Source organism: Sphingomonas sp. JC676 (assembly GCF_014489075.1).
Lineage (GTDB): Bacteria > Pseudomonadota > Alphaproteobacteria > Sphingomonadales > Sphingomonadaceae > Sphingomonas.
On the sequence record NZ_JACTGR010000002.1, the window covers coordinates 548,661 to 569,964 of the forward strand.

Here is a 21,304-nt window from a genome sequence, read left to right on the forward strand (position 1 = left end):
CAGGAGCCCGATGCTGCCCCAGCCCAGTCCGCTTCCCGAGATTGCCGCCGACGCACCCGGGCTCCGCGACGAAATCGCGGGCGGTTATGCGCCGGTCGTGATCCGCGGGCTGGTCCGCGATTGGCCTTTGGTGGTGGCGGCCGGGATCTCGCCGCAGGCCGCCAGCGATTATCTGCTGCAGTTCGACCGGGGCGCGAGCGCCGAGGTCTTTGTCGGCGCGCCCGCGATGCAGGGGCGGTTCTTCTACGGCCCCGACATGCACGGCTTCAATTTCGAACGACAACAGGGGAAGTTCGGCGAGACGCTGCGCCACCTCGCCGAACGCGCAACGCGGGACAATGCGCCGCACATCTATGCCGGCGCGGTCGAAACCAGCCGCGCGCTGCCCGGCTTCGCCGCGGCTAATCCACTGCCTTTGATCGAGGGATTGGGCGCGATGCGACGCATATGGATCGGCAATCGATCGGTGATCAGCGCGCATTTCGACAGCTCGGACAATATCGCCTGTGTCGCGGCGGGCCGGCGCCGCTTCACGCTGTTCCCGCCCGCCCAGGCGAGCAATCTCTATGTCGGCCCGCTCGACAATACGATGGCGGGTCAGCCGACGAGCATGGTCGATTTCGTCGAGCCGGATTTCGATCGTTTCCCGCGCTTCCGCGACGCGCTGGCGGCGGCGCAGACGGCCGAGCTCGAACCCGGCGACGCGATCTATATCCCCGCGCTCTGGTGGCATCATGTCGAGGCGCTCTCCACCTTCAACATGCTCGTCAATTTCTGGTGGGCGGATTCGCCGGACCAGGACGCGCGCTTCGACGCCATGGTCTATGCGATCCTCGCGATCAGTCATTTGTCGCCCGAGCGCCGCCAGGGCTGGTCGGCGCTGTTCGATCATTATGTTTTCCAGCGCCACGGAGAACCCGCCGCGCACCTCGCGCCCGAGCATCGCGGCGCGCTGGGTGCCCCGACGCCACGGCTGCGCCGCTACGTGAAGGCGTTCGTCGCGCGCGGGCTGCAGCGTCCCTGATCCTATTCACCCCTGCCCGGCGCATAGGGCGTGCGGATCGCCTTGTACCAATCGAGATCGCGCGGCGGCGCGGCGTGGCCCGCGGGCAGCGGACGCTTCGAGACCGACTGGAAATAGGCGATCGAGGCATCGCGCCACCACGTCGCCTCCTTGCGCTGGATGGCGAGGAAATCGCGGACTTCCTCCCAGCGGCGCTGGTCGATCTTGCCCTTCAGCCGGTCCCATTGCGCCTGCATCCTCTTCACGTAATCGACGCCGGCATCGTATTGCGTGACGAGATCGTCCCACACCGTGCGGCCCGATTTGGTCCGATAGTCCCACGGCACGTGGTGGAACCAGAGCAGCAGCCGATCGGGCACGATCTTAAGATCGCCCCATTCGGCCGCGACCTGCGGCGCATATTGCGCCAGCGCATCGCTGCCCGTCTTCGTCCGGTCGAAGCCGATCCCGTTCGCATCCGCCTTGGCATAATAGGTCGGGTTCCATTCGGGCCGGGCAAGCTCCGAGACCCATGGGCCCGGCCCGTAGTGATGACCGGTCGCCATCTGGTGGCCGAGCCCCAGCGGCGTCATGTAATCGACGACCGCCTCGCGCGATCCTATCATCATCCGGACGATCGGCTCCGCCACCGCCGGATCGTTGCTCCAGGTCATATGCGCCCAGTCGCGCGCCACGTCGTCGGCGCTGGACTGCGGATCCCAGGCGAAGCGGCCGAACGCGTACCAATTGGCCTGGTCGAACTGCGATCCGGTCCAGTTGAAGTCACTGCCGATATTGGCGACGCCCGCCATGCCGGTGACGGCCCCGGCATCGACCGGCTTCTCGATCACATCGGCGACGGTGCTGCCCTTGGCGGGGCGGAAGGTGTCAGCCTCCAGCGCCTCCTCCCACATCGTGCCGAGGTAAGCGAGGTGCGTCGCGAAGCCGAGATATTCCTTGGTGATCTGGAATTCCATCATCAGCGGTGTCCTGGGCATCGCCCCGAACAGCGGATGGAAAGGCTCGCGCGGCTGGAAGTCGATCGCACCGTTCTTGACCTGGACGAGGACATTGTCGCGGAACTTGCCGTCGAGCGGCTGGAACTCGGTAAAAGCCTGTTTATGCCGGTCCTCGGCATTCTCCGCCGAATAGACGAACGCCCGCCACATCACGATGCCGCCATGGGGCCGGAGCGCATCGGCCAGCATGTTTGCGCCATCGGCATGGGTGCGCTTGTAATCGGCGGGCCCCGGCTGGCCTTCCGAATTGGCCTTGACCAGGAAGCCGCCGAAATCGGGAATGATGCGATAGATCTCGTCGACCTTGGCCTTCCACCAGGCGATCACCACCGGATCGAGCGGATCGGCGGTCTTGAGCCCGCCCAGCTCGATCGGCGCCGAGAAGCGCGCGCTCAGATACACCTTGATGCCATAGGGGCGAAAGAGGTCGTCCAGCGCCTTCACCTTCTCCAGCCATTCGGCGGTCAGGATCTCGGCCTTGCCGTTGACGTTGTTGGGCACCACGCCGTTGATGCCGATCGAGGCATTGGCGCGGGCATAATCGGTGTAGCGCGGGTCCTTGTAGAGCGGCAGTTTCTGCCAGTCCCACAGCGACTGCCCGGCATAGCCGCGCTCGACATGGCGATCGAGATTGTCCCAGTGATCGAGCACGCGCACCTGGAGCTTGGGCGCATCCAGGATGTCGAGCCGGTCGATCGGCTGGTCGGTCTGGATCAGCTTGAGGAAACGGAACACGCCGTAGAGCGTGCCGCCGCCGCTATTGCCGGCGATGATCGTGACCCGGTGGCCCGAGACGGTCGCGCTGCGGATCAGGAAGCCTTCCTTGCCGAGCTTGTCAAACGGCAGAGCCATGCCTTTGAGCAGCGGCGAGGCGGCGGTGGTGATGAGGACGGCGCCATCGCCCATCACCGTTTCGCGGCGCACCGGCGGAGTGCCGATCATGCCCTTCAGTCCGCGCGCGAACTCGTCCATCGCAGCGTCGATCGTGGCGTTGCCGCTCGGCCCCACATAATGGGTTACGAGCGGCTCGACCCGCATCTTTTGCGCCGAATCGACCGGTTGATAGCGCAGCCAAAGCTGATATCCGTCCTCGGCACATGCTTGATTCGCAACGCCAAAAACCAATAACGCAGACAAAATAGTCAGCAAAATCCGCCACATCGGCATCCGCTCCCTGGGGCAGTCGTCCGCTGCCGTTGACAAGGCTGTAGCAGCTTGCCCATGGTAGCGCTACCAGATGGCGCACGTCCGAATTGTGCGCCAAACCAGGAGGGGGAACAGGCGCGCCGATGGCCGAGATCGTATCCGCACGCGTCATCATTACGTGCCCGGGCCGAAACTTTGTAACGCTCCGGATCGAGACCAGCGACGGCGTCGTCGGGCTCGGCGACGCGACGCTCAACGGCCGCGAGCTGGCGGTCGCCAGCTACCTCACCGATCATGTCATTCCCTGCCTGATCGGGCGTGACGCGCACCGGATCGAGGATATCTGGCAATATCTCTACCGGGGGGCCTATTGGCGGCGCGGTCCGGTGACGATGTCGTCGATCGGTGCGGTCGACATGGCGCTGTGGGACATCAAGGGGAAGGTCGCGGGTCTTCCCGTCTACCAGCTCCTCGGCGGCGCCAGCCGCGACGGCTGCATGGTCTATGGCCATGCGAACGGCGCGACGATCGAGGAAACGATCGAGGCGGCGATCGCGCATGTCGAGCAGGGCTACAAAGCGGTCCGCCTCCAGGCCGGCGTGCCCGGACTCAAGGCCACCTATGGCGTCGCCAAGCCGGGCCAGCGCTATGAGCCGGCCGACGCGTCGCTGCCGACCGAAAGCCTGTGGTCGACCGAGCGGTACATGCGCTCGGTCGTGCCCTTGTTCGAAAAGGCGCGCGAGGTGCTGGGCTGGGACGTCCATCTGCTCCACGACGTCCATCACCGGCTGACCCCGATCGAGGCCGGGCGGCTGGGCAAGGATCTCGAGCCCTTCCGCCCCTTCTGGCTCGAGGACGCGACCCCGGCCGAGAACCAGGCCGCGTTTCGCATCATCCGTCAGCACACCACCGTCCCGCTCGCGGTCGGCGAGATCTTCAATACAGTCTGGGATGCCAAGCAGCTGATCGAGGAGCAGCTGATCGACTATGTCCGCGCGACGATCGTCCATGCCGGCGGGCTTACCCATGTCCGCCGTATCGCCGCGCTCGCCGATCTCTACCAGATCCGCACCGGTTGCCACGGCGCCACCGACCTGTCGCCGGTGACGATGGCGGCGGCGCTCCACTTCGGCCTGTCGGTGCCCAATTTCGGCATCCAGGAGCTAATGCCGCACACCGAGCTGACCGACGCGGTTTTCCCCCATGCCTATTCGTACAAGCACGGCATGATGCACCCGGGCGACAAGCCGGGCCTGGGCGTCGAGATCGACGAAAAGCTGGCGGCCAAATACGAATATAAGCGCGCTTATCTCCCCGTTGCGCGGCTCGAAGACGGAACGATGTTCAACTGGTGACCGGAGTACAGGCATGACCGAGTTTACGCGCCGCGACCTGCTTTCCACCGCCACCGCGCTGGCCGCCACGGGCATCGCCGGTCCCGCCTTTGCAGGGAATGCCGCGCCCGGGCTCAATGCGCTGGCCGCCAGGCGCGGCCTGCGTTTCGGATCGTGCTTCTCCTGGGGCGAGCCCGGCAGCGACACGGGATCGTTCGCCAATCCCGACTATGCCGCGCTGCTGACGCGCGACTGCGGCCTGCTGGTGCCCGAGAACGAGCTCAAATGGCAGCGCGTCCGCCCTTCCCCCAAGGTCTTCGACTTCGCCCGCTTCGACGCGATGCTCGCCTGGGCGGAATCGAAGCGGCTGGCGATGCGCGGTCACACCCTGTTCTGGGCCAAGACCCAATATATCCCGGACTGGCTGAACAGCTACGACTATGGCGCCAATCCCGCCAAGGAAGCCGATCGGCTGCTGACCGAGCACATCTCCACGATCTGCCGCCGCTACGGGAAGCGCGTCACTGCCTATGACGTGGTCAACGAGGCGGTCGACGAGAAGACCGCGGGCTTACGCGAATCCTCGATCACCAAAGCGTTCGGCGGCGCCGAGGCGATGATCGACCATGCCTTCCACGTCGCCCGCGACGCGGCGCCGCACGCGCAGCTCGTCTATAACGAGTATATGAGCTGGGAGCCCGGGAACGAGATCCACCGCGCCGGTGTGCTCAAGCTGCTCGAGGGCTTCCGCAAGCGGAACGTGCCCGTCGACGCGCTGGGCGTGCAATCGCATATCAGCCTGATCGGCGAGGGCACGCCGGGCCAGCTGGCGACACGGCAGGAAAAGCCGTGGCGAGAGTTCCTCGATGCCGTGGTGGCGATGGGCTACAAGCTCGTCGTCACCGAGATGGACATCAGCGACAAGGGCCTGCCGACCGACCTCGCCCAGCGCGACGCCATGGTCGCCGATTATGGCGCGGCCTATCTGGAGATCATGCTTTCCTATCCACAGCTCCACGACGTGCTGTTCTGGGGGATGTGCGACAAATATAGCTGGCTGAATCATTTCAAGCCGCGCGCGGACGGCACGCTCAAGCGCGGCACGCCCTATGACGCGACCTACAAACCCAAACCGCTCTACACCGCCGTCGGCAAACGATTGAGCGACGCGCCGGCACGGTCCGCCTGATCGATACGGCTGCGGTTCATAATTGCCGTGCTATAAGACGGGCAATGGCTAAGGCCGGCAAGCGGCCCAAGCCGCAGGGAGCAAGGTGATGGCGGCGGCGGCCGCGAAACAGGGATCATCGTTCGCAGCTTCGCTCGAACAGGGCGGGCTGGATGCAGCCGCGTTGCATGCCTTCGCGGACGCGATCGGCGTGCGACATGCCGCAGCGGCGCCGGTCTCCGGATCCGCGTTCCGTCAGCGCCTGATCGATGCCGCGCGCACCCCTGCCCAGCGCGCCGAACTCGCTTTGCATAACGACGATATCGATCGGCGCGCGCGCGGCGGCCGCATCCGCAAGCTGAATGACGGCATGCCGGCGGATGTGCTCTACGATCTCGCCGCCCCGATCGTGCAGATGCTGCACGACGGCCTGCCGACCGAAGCCAATATCCTGGCCAACCGCTATCTCGACGTGAACGCCCAGGGCGCCACCGGCTGGGCGCTGCTTCCCCTGCTCCTCTCCCTGCGCGCCGGTGCCGAGAGCAATGTCGCGTTGGCCGAGCGGGCGCTGCAGCCCGCCTCGCCCCGACTGGTGGTGATCGGCGGTCTTTCGGGCACGGGGAAGTCGACCCTCGCCCGACTGCTCGGCGCTCGGATCGGGCGGATTCCGGGCGGGCGCGTGCTGCGTTCGGACGTTTTCCGCAAGCGTCTCGTCGGGCTCCCGCCGGAAACCCGGCTGCCGCCCGCGCACTATACCCGGCACAGCGACGAGGCGACCTATGAGGCGATGTTCGAATCTGCCGACGATCATCTCGCGTGCGGCAGCTCGGTGATCCTCGACGCCGTATTCATGAGCCGTAGCGAGCGCGACGTTGCCGAGGCGCTGGCGATCCGGGCGCGGGTGCCGTTCACCGGCATCTGGCTGGAGGCGCCTGAGCAGGATCGGATCGAGCGCGTCCGCGGCCGCGCCAGCGATGCGTCCGATGCGAGCGTCGAAGTCGTCCGCGAGCAATCGCGCCGCTCGGTCGGCGATCTTTCGAGCTGGCACCGGATGCGGGCCAATCGCCCGCTCGACCTGATCGTGCCCGCCGCGCGTGCCGTGCTCGAACGGGTCGGACGCTAGGTCGAATGGCATCCGGGCGTCGACAATCTTGCAATGTAGGATTTCAAAGGCGACCGTAGGGGCCGCTCTTTCTCATCGTCGAGGCCCGGAAACTTCCTTTTTCGGAAAAAAAAGGAATTTCGACATAGCAGGTGTCAACCGTGTCAACCGACCACACACGAAGCTATTGAAAAACCACGATTCCGCTTATCGTTCTTGCAAACCGCTCGGTTGCGTGAACAACGCTCTGTGGCAGGCCGGATCGGCCACCGGAAACCAGGCGCTACGAATCAACTTCATCAGCCGATGCCTTGCGCGAACCCCACCATTCACCCGATCGCTCGACGAACGGATGCTCAACCAGAGAGGTCGAATGCGCAGTGGTCGCCAATCCATGGCGACCCGGGATCAGGCCGCTTTGGCTTCCACACAGAACAGGCCGTGGAGCGATTCGAGCATGCGCTTCGCCTCCGGACTGGCCAGCGAATAGAAGATCATCTGGCCCGCACGGCGAGCCGAGACCATCCCTTCGCGACGGAGCAGGGCAAGCTGTTGCGATACGGCGGTATCGCGAGAGCCGGTGAGGCGCGCAAGCTCGCCCACAGACTTCTCGCCGTCCCACAAATGGCACAACAGCAACAAGCGGCTTCGACCGGACAGCGCCTTCAGGAACGCGGAGGCGCGGTCGATCTCGGTAATCATATCGTACTTCACGGGCGGACAGCTATGCGCGGATTGCCATGGTTGCAAGACGCTATCGTTCGGAAACGGAACGAGTTTTGAGGTTAATTTAGATTATTGCCTCATCAATCGTGAAGGTTTGCGGGGTTGGTTTACCGGCTCCGTCACCTATCTCGTTTGCGCCCCCTATGACCGCATTTGCCCTTGACCTTTTCGGCGCACCCAACCTGCCCGGCCTCCTATATCGCGACGATTTCGTGTCGCCCGAAGACGAGTCGATTCTGATCGCCGGGGTCGAGTCGGCGCCGCTCGCGCCCTTCCGGTTCCAAGGCTGGCTCGGCAAGCGGCTGACCGCGAGCTTCGGCTGGCGCTATGATTTCGAGGATGCGAGCTTTCGCGAAACGGCGCCCATTCCGCACTGGCTGCTGCCGCTGCGCGAGCGCGCGGCCGCCTTTGCCGGACTCGCACCTGACGATCTCGTCCAGCTGCTGCTCACGCGCTACGATCCCGGCGCGGGCATCGGCTGGCACCGCGATCGACCGGTGTTCGAGCATGTGATCGGCATTTCGCTGGGCAATCCCGCGACGCTGGGGCTGCGCCGGCGCAGGCCAGGCGGGTTCGACCGTTTCTCGGCGCCGCTGGCGCCCCGCTCGATCTACCGTCTCTCGGGCGAGGCACGCCACGAATGGGAGCACAGCATCGCGCCGATGGAGGTGCCGCGCTGGTCGATCACCTTTCGCAGCCTTTCGGACAAGGGTCACAAGCTCGCCGCGAGCACCTGACTACGCCTCAGAACAGCCCGTCGTCATCGTCATCATCGTCCGGTGCGGGCGCCTCCGCGGCTTCGGCCTCGCCGCTCGTCAGCGCGAACCTCTTATGGATCTCGCGTTCGCTCACCATCGTGTAGCTCGCATGGATCGTGCCGAGGACCGTGCCGAGCGCCACCGGCAGGCTTTCCGGGAGCGGCGCCTGCTCGCCCGCGGCGACCGTCAGCTGCAGCACGGCTTCGCGCAGCGCGTCGCCAATCTCGGCGTCGCAATCGACGTTCTCGGTGGTCTGGCGCAGGATATCGCCCACGGCCGCGGCGTCGCGATCAAGGCCGGACATGCTTTCGTCCATCCGCTTGCCGCCGTCGCGTACACAGTCGAGCGACGCGGTGAGCGCCCGCCCGGCATCGACCTTCCCAGCCTCTTCCGCCTGGGCACGCATCTCCGCGGCGGCGTCGACAAGCTGCTGGAAGGCGCCCGCGATACCGTTGGTCAGCATCTCGAGATGGTTGGAGAAATTGCGGATCTCGGTCGCGATCATCGCGAGGCCCCGGCCCTCGTCACCCATGCGGCGGCAGCGCAGATCGGTGTTCCACGCCATCTGCTGGACATCGTTCTTGACGCGCTGGACCGCGGCGATGCGCCGTCCCAGGCTTTCCGCGGTGGACGACGTCGCGGTGCCGAGCCGGTCCGACAGCTCGTCGGCTTCCTGGAGCCGCCCGGTGACGCTCCGCACCTCCTCGATGCTGCGCTCGAGGACATGGAGGACATTGTCGCCCTCCCCTGCACCCTGCGCACTGCCGGCATCCTTCAGCGCGAGCAAAGCCGTGGCCTGCGGGCCGATGGCGCGCAGGCTCTGCGCGAGGATCCGCGCCTGCGAGCGGAAGTCCTCGACCGCGTCCGAGGCCTGCGCGGCGAGCAACGCCAGCGTATGGTCCTCGATAACCTTCAATTCCTCGGGCTCCAGTTCGCCGCCTTCGCGGATCGCAGCTTCCAGCGTCGACAGGCCGGCCACGACATGTTCGAGCCGCTGCCGGGTGATGTCGCCGATCTGTAGCGCGCCCAGCGCCGTGGCGAGCTTGGTGCGGATATCGCGCGCAACCTGGGCGATCCGGGCCGCTAGCTCGCCGAGCCCCGCCTGGTGTTCCTGGAGCGCCAGTGCATCGCGGTCCAACCGCAGTGGAACTTCCGGAATCACCCGCGTGCATTCGGCCGCCAGCAGCTTCTCTGCCGCGAGCGCTTCTGAAATGCCGCTGCTGAGCCCGTCGATCTCATGCCCGAAGCTGCTCATCTGCGCTTCGGCAACGTCGATCTTCTCGAACATCGTGTCGGCGAAGCCCGAAAATTCGGCGGCGCCCGCGGCCGCGACCTTGATGTTGAGCCCGCATATCCGAAGGAAGCGAAGCGTGCGGTGAAACTGGCCCATCGGCGCGCGCAGTGCCTCGCCCGAGCCGCTGATCGTGGCGAGCGCCGCCTGGCGCCGAGCCTGCATCGCGGGAAGCCTGGTCAGCCGGTCGGCGATCGCGCGCATGTCCTGCACGGCAGCCTCCGCCGCCTCGCGATCAAGCGCGCTCGTCACGCCCTCGAGCGATTTCACCAGCGTCTCGACGATCTGATAGGCCTGCGCCAATGCGCCGCCCGCCTCGACGAAACGCGCGTCCAGGCCGCTCGCCAATGCAGCAAGAGTCACTTGCACATTCGCGAGCGACGCGCCGCCTTCGGCAGGCCCTTCCGCAATCCTCGAAATGTACAAAGTCGCCCTCCGACCTTCTCTCTATTCTGATAGGAAAATAACGGGAAAATCCAAATGACCCCTCAGGTTAGAAAAGCCCATCATCGAGCGTATCGCTCTGGGTTGCGGCCATCAGTTCCATGCCGGGCAACAGGAAGGCGCGGTGCACTTCGCGCTCGCGCGCCATCGTGTACATCGCCTCGATTTCCTGAAGGATCGTGCGAAGCGGCGCCTGGTCGGTCCCCTCGATCTCCGCCACCTGTCCGCCCAGCTCGCGCAATGTCCTGACGAACCCCGATATGGTGGCCGCCAGTTCGAGCTCGTCGGCCAGCCGGGAACCTGCATCGTCGAGCGTCTGGATCAACTCGCGCGCGTCGATGCCGCCTTCGCCGATGCCCTGATCGGTGCGCCGGCAGGCCTCGCGGATAAGCGCGAGAGACCAGGCGAGCTTGGGGCCAGGATCGGTCTCGAGCGCGGTTTCGTGGCGGTGGCGGATCGAGACGCTGACCGCGCCGAGCTCGCGGATCGCCCAGCCCACGCCGTTCACCGCCTGGTCGAGACGATCGGCGCAGCTGCCTATCTCTTCCGCCACGATCGCGACCGATCGCCCCGCGGTTCCCAGCCGCTCGCCATGCAGGCGTGCCCTGACCGCGATATCCTGGACGTCGGCGCGCACCAGGCGCACCGCGTCGAGCCGCGTGGTGAGGTCGTTCATCGTGTCGATCACCACCGCGGTCATCGTCAGCGTCTTGCTGGTACCGGCGCGGAGCTGCTCGGTGAGTACATCGATGTCGGTGAAACCGCGCTCCAGCCGATGCAGGAAGGCATGACCTTCGCGTCCTGCGTCGCTTTCGTCGATCAGCGATACGAGTTCGCCGGTATGCGGCCCCAGCTCGCCCAGCGCATTGACCAGCAGTCCGGTCTCGCGATCGAGATCGGCCGCGACGTCGGCGAGCTGCGCCTCGATCAGCGCAAGGATGTGCGATTCCAGCGCGCGCGCCGCCGCGGTCTGCTCTGCCTCGAGCCGCCGCGCGTTGAGGAGCTGGAGCGCGGCGACCATATGCTCGAGCCGCTGGCGGCTGATATCGCCGATCTGCAGCGCGCCCAGGATCACGGCCACCCGGCCCTGGACCTCGCGCGCGATGCTGCGGACGCCGGCGGCACTGTCGGCGATCGAAACCTGGTGCGCCTGGAGCTCGAGCGCGTCGTCGGCGAGCCGATCGGGCACCAGCGGGATCACCTTGGCACATTCGGCGGCGATCAGCCGTGCCGAGCGCTGGACGGTGGCGACGCCGCCGACCAGCTCCTGAAGCGTGGTCATGAAGCCCTTCAGATGCCCGTCGCCGGCATCGAAGCGCGCGAACATCTCGTCGGCGAACCGCGTGACGGACGGCGCACCCGATGCCGCGATCTTGAGATTGGTGCCGTTGACCCGGAGGATGCGCAGCACTTCCTGGATCTGCATCACGTGAAGGTTGAGCTCTGCCGCCGCGCGGCGGACCACGCCCAGATCGTTGACACGCTCATGCTGCAGCATGGGCAGTGCGGTAAGCTCGCGCGCACTCTCGCGCAGGATGCGGACCGCGGCCTTGCCGGTCTGTTCGTCGATTGCGTGGATGATCGAATCGAGCGAGGCGATCACGCGGTTGACCGTGTCGATTACGGTCGCCAGCGTGCTCGCGGCATGTACAAAGCGAACGTCGAGCCCGGCGGCGAGCCCGGCCAAGGCCTGTTGCAGATTCTCGACAACCGCGTCGCGCGCGGAAGCTGAGGGCTCGATTCTATCTTGATACATGCCGGGCTCCGTCGGGAATCTTGCGGTGGGGAAACATGCTCATCGCGCAGTCGCCTGCAGCAGCTCGCGGGCGATGGCGCCGAGCGGGACCACCCGGTCGGCGGCGCCGCGCGCGATCGCTTCCTTGGGCATGCCGAAGACGATCGACGTCGCCTCGTCCTGCGCGAAGGTGCGGGCGCCCGCCTGCTTCATCTCGAGCAGGCCGCGCGCGCCATCGTCGCCCATGCCGGTCATGATGACGCCGACCGCGTTGGAACCGGCGGCGCGCGCCGCCGATCGGAACAGCACATCGACCGAGGGACGATGCCGCGAGACCAAGGGCCCATCGCGCACGGAAACATAATAGCGCGCGCCCTGGCGCTCGAGCATCGTGTGCTTGCCGCCCGGCGCGATCAGCACATGGCCGCGCAGCACCGGATCGCCGTCCACGGCTTCCTTGACGTCGACCTCGCACAGCGTGTTGAGCCGCGACGCGAAGGCGCGGGTGAAATTCTCCGGCATGTGCTGGACGACGACGACGCCGGGCGAATTGGCGGGCAGCGCCTCCAGCACCTCGCGCAATGCCTCGGTGCCGCCGGTCGACGCGCCCAGGCACACCACCATCTCGGTGGTCCGGCTCATCGCGCGGCCGCTGGGCGGCGGCAATACCGCGTCGGCGGTCAGTTTCTTCTCTGGCCCATGCGGCTTGGGATCGCGCATGGCGGGACGGCCGCGCACGCGCGCCCTGGCCGCGGCCTTCACCACGTCGCGGATCTGGAGATTATGTTCGGCCAGGTGATCCGCGACGCCGACGCGCGGCTTCAGGATCACGTCGACCGCGCCGGCCTCCATTGCCTGGAGCAAAGTCTCCGATCCTTCCTCGGTGAGCGATGAGCACATCACTACGGGCACCGGACACTGCGACATCAGCTTGCGCAGGAAGGTGATGCCGTCCATCCGCGGCATCTCCACGTCGAGCGTGATGACGTCGGGCACCTCCTCCTGCAGGCGCCGCGCCGCGCTGAACGGATCGGAGGCGACACCCATCACCTCGATCTCGGGATCCTCCTGGAGGATCGCAGTCATCGTCTGGCGGACGCTGGCCGAATCGTCGATAACGAGGACGCGGATCTTTTTGGCGGCGAGCATCTGGGATCAGCTCCGTTGAAAAACGGTGTTGGCGACCTGGACCAGCGGGAGGTCCAGACCGGTGATCGATTCCGAATGGCCGAGGAACAGATAGCCGCCGGGCTCGAGGCAATCGACGAGCTGTGACACGACCTTGCGCTGCGTCGGCTTGTCGAAATAGATCAGCACGTTGCGGCAGAAGATCAGGTGCATCGCCTCGCCGACCGGATACCGATCGTCCATCAGGTTGAGCCGTGCAAAGCCGATCGCGCTGCGCAGCGACGGCGCCATGCGGATGTCGCGCCGCGCTGGATCGCGCGACATCATGATATATTTGCGCTGCAGCGCCGCCGGCACCGGATCGACCAGCTCGGCCGGATAAATGCCGGCGCGGGCGGCTGCGAGCACCTCGGTATCGAGATCGGTGGCCAGGATGCCGTAAGAGGGGCCGTTGCAGGTATCGGCATAATCGTCGAGCACCATCGCGATCGTGTAGGGCTCGGGTCCTGTCGAGCAGGCGGCGCTCCAGGCGCGCACGGTACGGATCCCGCGCGCCTTGAACTGGGGCAGGATCGTCCGGGTCAGATATTCGAAATGCGCGGGCTCACGGAAGAAATCGGTCTTGTTGGTCGTCACCGCGTTGATCAGGTGCAGCCCTTCGTTCGCAAGACCGTCTCCGCTGAACACCCGATCGCAATATTCATCAAGCGTACGTGTGCCGGTGGCGCGCAGGCGGCGGCGCAGCCGGCCTTCGAGCATGGTCTTCTTGCTCTCCGGCATCTTGATGCCGGAATAATCGTAGATATACGCCGCCACCCTCGCGAAGTTGCGCCTGTTCATCTGATCGTTGCCCACGGGCTGGGCGCTTAGGACGGGGGCGGCAGTGGCCAAGGACCTGCTCCGATATGCTGAGCCCGGTCCGATTGGACGCGGGCGGGGATTGAGTGCGGGCGGAGCCGTTCCGGTCAGGCAGCGCGCAGCAATTCGGCCTCATCGGTGGAGAAGATGCGCGCGACATCGACCAGGACGACGAAGCCCTCGGTCCGCTTGACCACGCCGGCGATATATTCGGACGGCCAGCGCACGCCGATATCGGGCGCGGCGCCGATCTGGTCGCCGCGAAAGGTGCTCACCTCCAGCACGCGGTCCACGACGAGCCCGAGCACCAGCACGCGATCGGCGACCGGCACGTCGACCACCAGGATCCGCGTGCTGGGCGTCGGATCGACATGCGGCAGGCCAAGGCGCAGCCGGAAGTCGACCGTGGCGACGCCTTGGCCGCGCATGTCGGTGAGGCCCAGCAGGTAATCCGGGCCGTTGGGGATGCGGAACGTCTCGCGATAATCGAGGATCTCGCGGACCAGCGCCACGGGGACCGCGAAGGTCTCCGCCCCCAGCCCGAAGGTCACGGCCTGGATTTCCTGCACGTCGCTCATGCTGCCTGCACTCCGAAGGATGCGTCGTCGGCGTCGGGGCCGCCATTGGTGAGATCGAGCGCGAAACCGTTCACCCGCGCCTTCTGATCGGCGATCGAGTTCGCCTTCGCCTTGGGCTTGGCGGCAGGCGCGGCCGGCTTGCGGGCCGGCGCGCTGCGCTGGACCGTCGGCGCGGTGCGGGCGGAGATGTGACGGCCGCCGTCCTCGATACGGAAATAGGCGATGCTCGTCTGGAGTTCCTCCGCCTGGGCGGCGAGCTCTTCCGACGTCGTCGAGATTTCCTCGGAGGCGCCGGCGTTCTGCTGCGTCACCTGGTCGAGCTGCTGGATCGCCTGGTTGATCTGCGCCGCGCCGATATCCTGTTCGCGGCACGCCGAGCTGATCTCCGAGACGAGCTCGGCGGTCCGGCGGATGTCCGGCACCAGCTTGGTCAGCATCTCGCCCGCCTCGGTCGCTGCGCGCACCGTGTCGGTCGAGACTGCACCGATCTCGGCGGCGGCGGACTGGCTGCGCTCGGCGAGCTTGCGTACTTCCGATGCCACCACCGCGAAGCCGCGACCATGCTCGCCGGCGCGCGCCGCCTCGACGGCCGCGTTCAGCGCCAGCAGATCGGTCTGGCGCGCGATCTCCTGGACGATGCCGATCTTGTCGGCAATCGTGCGCATCGCCTCGACGGCCTTCTCGACCGCCACGCCGCTCGCCTCGGCATCCTTCGACGACTGGCGGGCGATCTTCTCGGTCTGCGCCGCATTGTCGGCGTTCTGCTTGATGTTGGCGGACATCTCTTCCATCGAAGCCGAAGCCTGTTCGGCGGCGGCGGCCTGCTCGGTGGCGCCCTGCGACACCTGCTCCGAGCTCGCCGACAGCTCCTGGCTGCCCGTCGAAACATTGTTCGCCGCCGCGGTGGCGTCGCCGATCACGCCGCGCAGGCGCTCGACCATGCGCACCAGCGCCAGACCCAGCATGTCCCGGTCCGAGAGCGGCCGGTGATGGACGGTAAGGTCACCATCGGCGATCTTGTCGGCAAGACTGGCGCTGACGCGGAGGTTCGCGGTCATGCCGTTGACGGTGTCGACCAGATCCTTGATCTCGTCGTTGGACGTAACCTTCACTTCCTGCTCGAGATCGCCGATCGCGACGGCGCTCACCGCGGCCGAGATGCGACGCAGCCCACCCGAGACCAGACGCGAGATCCAGATCGCGCCACCGATGGCGAGGACCAGCGCGATGCCAGCCACGGTGAACAGCATCAGCCGCGCTGCGGCATAGAGCGCGTTGGTCTCGTCGTCGGTCTGCTGCATCTGCGCCTTCTCGCGCTCGACGATCTTGTCGACCGTGGCCGAAAGAGCCGTCGCCAGTTGGCGCGATTCACCGATGGAGAGCGCTGCGCCTTCCTGGTTATGGTTGCTGAAGCCCAGATCGCGGACGCGCGTGTTGACCGGCTTGAACGCTGCCCAATCCGAACGTACCTGCGCCCAGATCGCCTTCTCTTCCGGGCTATCTGCCAGCGCCGCGCCCTGGTTGATCAGGTTCTCGACATTGTTCTGGCCGGTGCGGATCGAGTCCGAGAACTGCTGGTTGAGCTGCGTGTCTTCGGTCAGGAGAATGTTCTTCTCCGAGCGGAGCAGCTTGCCGAGCTCTGTATCGATTGTCAGCGAAAGCTCGACACCCTTGGCCGGTCCGTTGATGATCTCGGTGATCGCGGTGTTCAGCGTGCTGAGCCGCGACGTGGCGACCAGCACCACGGCGAACAGCATGACGATGAGGATGCCGAAGGTAACCCCCAGCTTGAGCTTGATCGTTGCGCGCATTTCTAGCGACCTCTTCTATTTTTCGTGGGCCGTAGCTGCGGAAAGCTGCGCTACGGCCCCGAGGATGGTTGGCGTCAGGCGGCCTGGCTGCCGAAATCGGCGTCGTCCGCATCGGGCCCACCGCTGGTGAGATCGAGCGCGAAGCCGTTCACGCGCGCCTTCTGATCGACGATCGAGTTCGGCTTAGCCTTGAGCGCGGGTTTCTTGACCGCAGGGGCGGCCGGCTTGCGGACCGAAGGAGCAGCCGAACGGGCCATCGGCGCGACCTTCCGCGCCGCGCCGGCTTCGGTCACCCGGAAATAGGCGATGCTGGCCTGGAGCTCTTCCGCCTGGGCGGCGAGCTCTTCCGAGGTGGTCGAGATCTGCTCCGAAGCGCCGGCATTCTGCTGCGTCACCTGGTCGAGCTGCTGGATCGCTTCGTTGATCTGCGAAGCACCAATGTCCTGCTCGCGACACGCCGAGCTGATCTCCGAGACGAGCTCGGCGGTCCGGCGGATGTCCGGCACCAGCTTGGTCAGCATCTCGCCCGCCTCGGCGGCTGCCTTAACGGTCTCCGACGAGACCGAGCTGATCTCGGCGGCCGCGGTCTGGCTGCGCTCGGCGAGCTTGCGCACCTCCGACGCCACCACCGCGAAGCCGCGACCATGCTCGCCGGCGCGCGCCGCCTCGACGGCCGCGTTCAGCGCCAGCAGATCGGTCTGGCGCGCGATCTCCTGGACGATGCCGATCTTGTCGGCAATCGTGCGCATCGCACCCACGGCCTTGTCGACCGCCTGACCGCTCGCTTCGGCGTCCTTCGACGACTGGCGCGCGATCTTCTCGGTCTGCGCCGCGTTGTCGGCGTTCTGCTTGATGTTGGCGGCCATCTCTTCCATCGATGCCGAAGCCTGCTCGGCGGCGGCTGCCTGCTCGGTGGCGCCCTGCGACACCTGCTCCGAGCTCGCCGACAGCTCCTGGCTGCCCGCCGAGACGTTCTCGGCCGCAACGTTCGCATCGCCGACCACGCCGCGCAGGCGCTCGATCATGTTGTTCACATGGCCCAGCAGCTCGCCGATCTCGTCCTTGCTCTTGACCTCGACGGTCTTGGTCAGGTCGCCCTCGGCAACCTGGCGCATCGCGTCGCCGGCAGCCTTGAGGCCGCGCGAGATCAGCAACGAGAGATAGATGGCGGCAGCGGCGGTGACGAGGAATGCGACGACGCCCATCACGAGCATGGTCGTGCGCGCCGAGCCGTAGAGCACCTCGGTATCGTCATCGGCTTCAGCCATCATCTGCTGCTGCGCCTTGACGAGGTCTTCGACCGTCTTGGTGACGGCGGTCGCCTTGTCACGCGAATCGCCCATGGTGAGCGCGACGGCAGCGGCCTTGTCGGTATCGCTCAGCTCGCGGACCTTCTCGTTGATCGGCTTGAACGCGTTCCACTGATCGCGCAGCTCGGCCCACTGTGCCTTGGTCTTCTCGGACGGCTTGGCATTGGCCTGCTCGACGGCTTCGTCGACGCGCGCGCGCCAGGAGTCGATCGACGCCTCGAAGTCGCGGCGCTGTGCCGGATCGTCGGTCATGGTGAGGTTCTTTTCGGCGCGGACCATCATGCTCACGCCGCCGTCGATGCTGCGCGCGCGGTCGAGCTGCTTGGCAGGACCGGTGATGACGTCGCCGATCGCGTCGTTGAGCGTGCTCAGGCGCGAAATGCCGAGCACGATGACCGCGGTCATGATGATGAGCAAAAGGGCGAAGGTGCCGCCCAGCTTCAGCTTGATGGATGCGTGCATGATCTAAGCCCCTGGCTCAATGTACGGTGGACGGAAGGGCGGCAGCGGACTCGCCACCCCCGAGGAACGGACGGAAAATCGCGGAGAGATCGGGAAGGACGATCACGCCCTCCGGAGTGCGCACCAGTTCGCGCACGAACTCGCGGCGCCAGCGCATGCCGACGGCGGGCGGCTCCTCGCTGGCATTCTGATGCAGCGTGGCGACTTCGTGGACCTTGTCGGTACGGATGCCGAGCTGGATCGCCCCGCTTTCGGTCTCGAGCTCGATCACGACGATGCGGCTGTCGACCGTCGCTTCCGCCGCGGGCAGGGCGAAGGCCAGGCGCAGATCGGCAATCGGGATGATCTTGCCGCGGAAATTGACGACGCTGCCGACCAAAGGCGCGGCGCCGGGCACGACCGTCTCGGGCAGCAGATCGAGGATCTCGCGGACGAGGATGGCCTCGAGCGCGAAGGTCTCTTCCTGGAGGTCGAAGGTCAGCACTTCGAGGGTGCCATTGGCATCCCATTGGGTCTGGGTGGCTTCGTGCATGGCTTATCCGGCGGCGCGAAGCCGCTCCTCCTGGTGCTGGCCGAGGGTGACGAGCTGGACGACGTCGAGGATCAGCGCGACCCCGCCGTCCCCCAGGATGGTCGCGCCGGCGAAGGTGGAAACGTCGCGGTGCAGCGCCGACATTGACTTGATGACGGTCTGGTGGCTGCCAATGATCTGGTCGACGACAAGGCCGACGCGCTCGGCGCCGGTGGCGATGACGACGATCTTCTGGTGCGGATCGGGGCGCGTGCCCGTGTCGAACATCTCGCGCAGGCGCAAGAACGGGACCAGGCGATCTCGAAGGGTGATGAAGCTGCGGCCGCGCGAACGCAAATCCTCTTCGAGGCTCAGCTCGATGCACTCCTCGACCGCAGCGAGCGGGATCACGTAGCGGCCCTCGCCCACCCGGACGAGGAGGCCATCGATGATCGCCAGTGTCAGCGGGATGCGCAGCGTGACGGTCGAACCCTCGCCGGGCACGCTCTTAATGTCGATCGCACCGCGCAGGCTCTCGATCGTGCGCTTGACCACGTCCATGCCGACGCCGCGGCCGGAAAGATTGGTGACCGCGGCCGCCGTGGAGAAACCCGGATGGAAGATCATCTGGAGCAGTTCCTGCTCGGAGATCTGCTGGCCGGGCTGGATCAGGCCCTGCACTTCCGCCTTTGCGCGGACACGGTCGCGATCGATGCCGCGGCCGTCGTCGCGGATGGTGATCATCACTTCGCCGCCCGCCTGGTGGGCGGAAAGCCTGACCTGGCCCGCGGCGGGCTTGCCGGCGGCGATACGCTCCTCGGGCGTTTCCAGCCCGTGATCGCACGAATTGCGGATGAGATGGACCATCGGATCGGCGAGCCGTTCCATCACGGTCTTGTCGACCTCGGTCGTCTCGCCTTCGGTGGAAAGCTCGATCGTCTTGCCGGTATCGCGGGCAAGATCGTGGACGAGGCGGCGGAAACGGCCGAACAGGCTGGCGACCGGCACCATGCGCAGCACCATCATCGTGTCGCGCAGCTCGCTGGCGAGCCGCTCGATTTCCTCGGAGATCGAGCGGAGCACCAGATCGGCGGCACTGCCGCCGCCATGGGCGAGCTGCGACAGCCGGCTCTGGACGATGACCAGCTCGCCGACCCGGTCCATCAACTCGTCGAGCCGCTCGGCGGGAACGCGAACGCTCTCGCCGGACTTGGGCGCGGCGCGGCCGGGTGTCGGATTGGCAGTTTCGGGAGCGGGCGCGTCGTTGGCGGCAACCATCGCCTGCACGACCGTGGGCGTATCGGCGGGAGCGGCATCGGCAGCGGGCTCGGACGCCAGCGGCTCGATCTTCAGCTCCATGTCGTCCATCACGAAGATGAAGACGTCCTCGATATCGTCCTTCGAGATGTCGCCATGCAGTTCGACGTCCCAGCCGATATGGCATTCGACCGGCACCAGCTCCGCCAGCGGCGGGATCGCGTCGGTACGCGCGATGATCTTGCACTCGCCCAGCTCGCGCAGCTCGTCGAGCAGCATCAGCGGGTTGGTGCCGTTCGCCATCGATTCGGGCGGCAGGCGGAAGAACAGGCGCCAGCCTTTCTTGGCAGGCCCGGCCGCAGCGGCAGCAGCCAGGGCGCCCGAAGCGCCGTCGATCGCCGCCTGGAGGCGGGCCAGGATCGCGTCGCCCGCCGCTTCGAGACCTGTGCCGTCGCCGTCGATCAGCGCGCGCATATGGTCCTGCGCGGAAAGGATCACCGCGACCAGTTCCTGCGTGGCAGGCGCCAGGCCCTTGCGGACGCGATCGAACGCAGTCTCGCAGTGATGGGTAAAGGTGGCGAGCGCATCGAAGCCGAACATCGCGCCCGAGCCCTTGAGCGTGTGCAGGCCGCGGAACACAGCATCGACCAGATCGCGGTCGTCGAGGCGGTGGCCGAGATCGAGCAGACCCTGCTCGATCTGCTCGAGCAGTTCGCCCGCCTCGACACGGAATGCCGCGATCGGATCCTGGCCGCTCACCGGCCAAGGACCTTGCGGGCGACCTTGACGAGCTGTTCGGGCACGAAGGGCTTGACTAGCCAGCCGGTCGCGCCGGCGGCCTTGGCCTGCTGCTTCATCGCGTCATCGGATTCGGTGGTGAGGAAGATGATCGGCGTACCGCACTGGGCGGGATCCTTGCGCAGCTCGCGGATCATCGTCAGCCCATCCATGTTGGGCATGTTGAGATCGGTGATGATCATGTCGAACTTGGCCGAGTTGGCGGCGGTCAGCCCTTCGACGCCGTCGCCGGCTTCGGTGACGTCATAGCCCGCACCGGTGAGCGCGATGCGGATCGCCATGCGCAGGCTGGGGGAATCGTCGACGGTAAGGATCGAGGCAGTCATTGGGGGAGTTCTCCGTGGAACCAGAAATCCAGGTCGGCAGGCTGAGGATCGCCAAGGAAGCCGGCGCGATCGAGCAAAGCGGCAAGCCCAGGGCCCGCGGGCTGGGCTAGGCCGAGCCGGGCGCCTTCCTGTTCGAGGTGCGCGCGCGCGGCGAGGACGAGCTGAATGAAGCTGAGATCGACCTCGGCCAGGGCAGACAAGTCGATGTCGATATCGCCGCCCGACTGGACGGCCCCAAGGAGCTGCTCGGCGAATTCGCCGGCGCTTCTCACGGTAATGGAGATCGGCGCTTCGATTACTTGCGTCACGTCGTTCCTATCCCTGCCAAAAGCGGCCTGCACTTCCGGAGCACAGACCTGCTTTTGCTTTTTAGAGGGATGCGGCGCGGTTCATTGGATCGTAACGATATTTTTCGTTCCGGATCGGACTGACATGGCGGATTTCCGACGGATCGGAGCGGGTCGTTTCGCTATGCCCGGCCGGATCGGAGCGGATGGTTTAGGCCGGCCCAAAGAAAGCCGATCGCGGCGAGCGCCTTA

The 21,304-nt window shown here is 66.2% G+C and carries 18 protein-coding genes; 5 read left to right on the forward strand and 13 right to left on the reverse strand.

Going from position 1 to position 21,304, the window contains the following annotated elements; translation table 11 throughout:
- Window positions 1-10: 10 nt before the first annotated feature.
- Window positions 11-1,024, forward strand: coding sequence for a cupin-like domain-containing protein (locus tag IAG41_RS09385; protein ID WP_187728344.1), 1,014 nt, complete (start codon window positions 11-13; stop codon window positions 1,022-1,024).
- Window positions 1,025-1,026: 2 nt separating this feature from the next.
- Here the strand turns inward: IAG41_RS09385 and IAG41_RS09390 are convergent, their stop codons facing one another.
- Window positions 1,027-3,183 carry an alpha-glucuronidase family glycosyl hydrolase gene (locus tag IAG41_RS09390; protein WP_222950603.1) on the reverse strand — a complete coding sequence of 719 codons (2,157 nt, stop codon included), beginning with the start codon at window positions 3,181-3,183 and terminating at the stop codon, window positions 1,027-1,029.
- 128 nt (window positions 3,184-3,311) lie between these two features.
- Here IAG41_RS09390 and manD point away from each other — a divergent pair, with 128 nt between their 5' ends.
- The 3 genes from manD to IAG41_RS09405 all read left to right on the forward strand — a co-directional run bounded on the left by manD (window position 3,312) and on the right by IAG41_RS09405 (window position 6,793).
- Entirely contained in the window at window positions 3,312-4,523 is a 1,212-nt protein-coding gene (gene manD, locus IAG41_RS09395; protein ID WP_187728346.1) for a D-mannonate dehydratase ManD, read from the forward strand.
- A 13-nt stretch (window positions 4,524-4,536) separates the two neighbouring features.
- Complete coding sequence (locus tag IAG41_RS09400; protein WP_187728347.1) at window positions 4,537-5,691, forward strand: endo-1,4-beta-xylanase; 1,155 nt, start codon at window positions 4,537-4,539, stop codon at window positions 5,689-5,691.
- 88 nt (window positions 5,692-5,779) lie between these two features.
- On the forward strand, window positions 5,780-6,793 hold the full coding sequence (locus tag IAG41_RS09405) for an AAA family ATPase (RefSeq protein ID WP_187728348.1): 1,014 nt from the start codon (window positions 5,780-5,782) through the stop codon (window positions 6,791-6,793).
- Window positions 6,794-7,180: 387 nt separating this feature from the next.
- Here IAG41_RS09405 and IAG41_RS09410 read toward each other — a convergent pair whose 3' ends face one another.
- Window positions 7,181-7,474, reverse strand: a complete 294-nt coding sequence (locus IAG41_RS09410) for an ArsR/SmtB family transcription factor (protein WP_187728349.1) — start codon at window positions 7,472-7,474, stop codon at window positions 7,181-7,183.
- Between the two features lie 167 nt (window positions 7,475-7,641).
- Here IAG41_RS09410 and IAG41_RS09415 point away from each other — a divergent pair, with 167 nt between their 5' ends.
- Window positions 7,642-8,235, forward strand: coding sequence for an alpha-ketoglutarate-dependent dioxygenase AlkB (locus IAG41_RS09415; RefSeq protein WP_187728350.1), 594 nt, complete (start codon window positions 7,642-7,644; stop codon window positions 8,233-8,235).
- A gap of 7 nt (window positions 8,236-8,242) precedes the next feature.
- Here the strand turns inward: IAG41_RS09415 and IAG41_RS09420 are convergent, their stop codons facing one another.
- The 11 genes from IAG41_RS09420 to IAG41_RS09470 form a co-directional block, all read right to left on the reverse strand.
- Window positions 8,243-9,910, reverse strand: coding sequence for a hypothetical protein (locus tag IAG41_RS09420; protein WP_316251129.1), 1,668 nt, complete (start codon window positions 9,908-9,910; stop codon window positions 8,243-8,245).
- A gap of 130 nt (window positions 9,911-10,040) precedes the next feature.
- A complete protein-coding gene (locus IAG41_RS09425) occupies window positions 10,041-11,747 on the reverse strand; it encodes a hypothetical protein (protein WP_187728351.1) in 1,707 nt (568 codons plus the stop codon).
- Window positions 11,748-11,786: 39 nt separating this feature from the next.
- Window positions 11,787-12,875, reverse strand: coding sequence for a chemotaxis response regulator protein-glutamate methylesterase (locus IAG41_RS09430; protein ID WP_187728352.1), 1,089 nt, complete (start codon window positions 12,873-12,875; stop codon window positions 11,787-11,789).
- Between the two features lie 6 nt (window positions 12,876-12,881).
- Complete coding sequence (locus tag IAG41_RS09435) at window positions 12,882-13,694, reverse strand: CheR family methyltransferase (protein WP_187728353.1); 813 nt, start codon at window positions 13,692-13,694, stop codon at window positions 12,882-12,884.
- Window positions 13,695-13,819: 125 nt separating this feature from the next.
- Window positions 13,820-14,290 (reverse strand): chemotaxis protein CheW, encoded by a 471-nt coding sequence (locus IAG41_RS09440; protein WP_187728354.1) that lies wholly within the window; start codon window positions 14,288-14,290, stop codon window positions 13,820-13,822.
- Window positions 14,287-16,101, reverse strand: coding sequence for a methyl-accepting chemotaxis protein (locus IAG41_RS09445; RefSeq protein WP_187728355.1), 1,815 nt, complete (start codon window positions 16,099-16,101; stop codon window positions 14,287-14,289). Before IAG41_RS09445 ends, IAG41_RS09440 begins: the two co-directional genes overlap by 4 nt.
- A 74-nt stretch (window positions 16,102-16,175) precedes the next feature.
- Entirely contained in the window at window positions 16,176-17,873 is a 1,698-nt protein-coding gene (locus tag IAG41_RS09450) for a methyl-accepting chemotaxis protein (protein ID WP_187728356.1), read from the reverse strand.
- A gap of 16 nt (window positions 17,874-17,889) precedes the next feature.
- On the reverse strand, window positions 17,890-18,405 hold the full coding sequence (locus IAG41_RS09455) for a chemotaxis protein CheW (RefSeq protein WP_187728357.1): 516 nt from the start codon (window positions 18,403-18,405) through the stop codon (window positions 17,890-17,892).
- Window positions 18,406-18,408: 3 nt separating this feature from the next.
- Complete coding sequence (locus tag IAG41_RS09460) at window positions 18,409-20,400, reverse strand: chemotaxis protein CheA (protein ID WP_187728358.1); 1,992 nt, start codon at window positions 20,398-20,400, stop codon at window positions 18,409-18,411.
- On the reverse strand, window positions 20,397-20,765 hold the full coding sequence (locus IAG41_RS09465) for a response regulator (protein ID WP_187728359.1): 369 nt from the start codon (window positions 20,763-20,765) through the stop codon (window positions 20,397-20,399). The genes IAG41_RS09460 and IAG41_RS09465 overlap by 4 nt, the downstream gene beginning before the upstream one ends.
- Entirely contained in the window at window positions 20,762-21,073 is a 312-nt protein-coding gene (locus IAG41_RS09470) for an STAS domain-containing protein (RefSeq protein WP_316251130.1), read from the reverse strand. The genes IAG41_RS09465 and IAG41_RS09470 overlap by 4 nt, the downstream gene beginning before the upstream one ends.
- Window positions 21,074-21,304 lie beyond the last annotated feature (231 nt).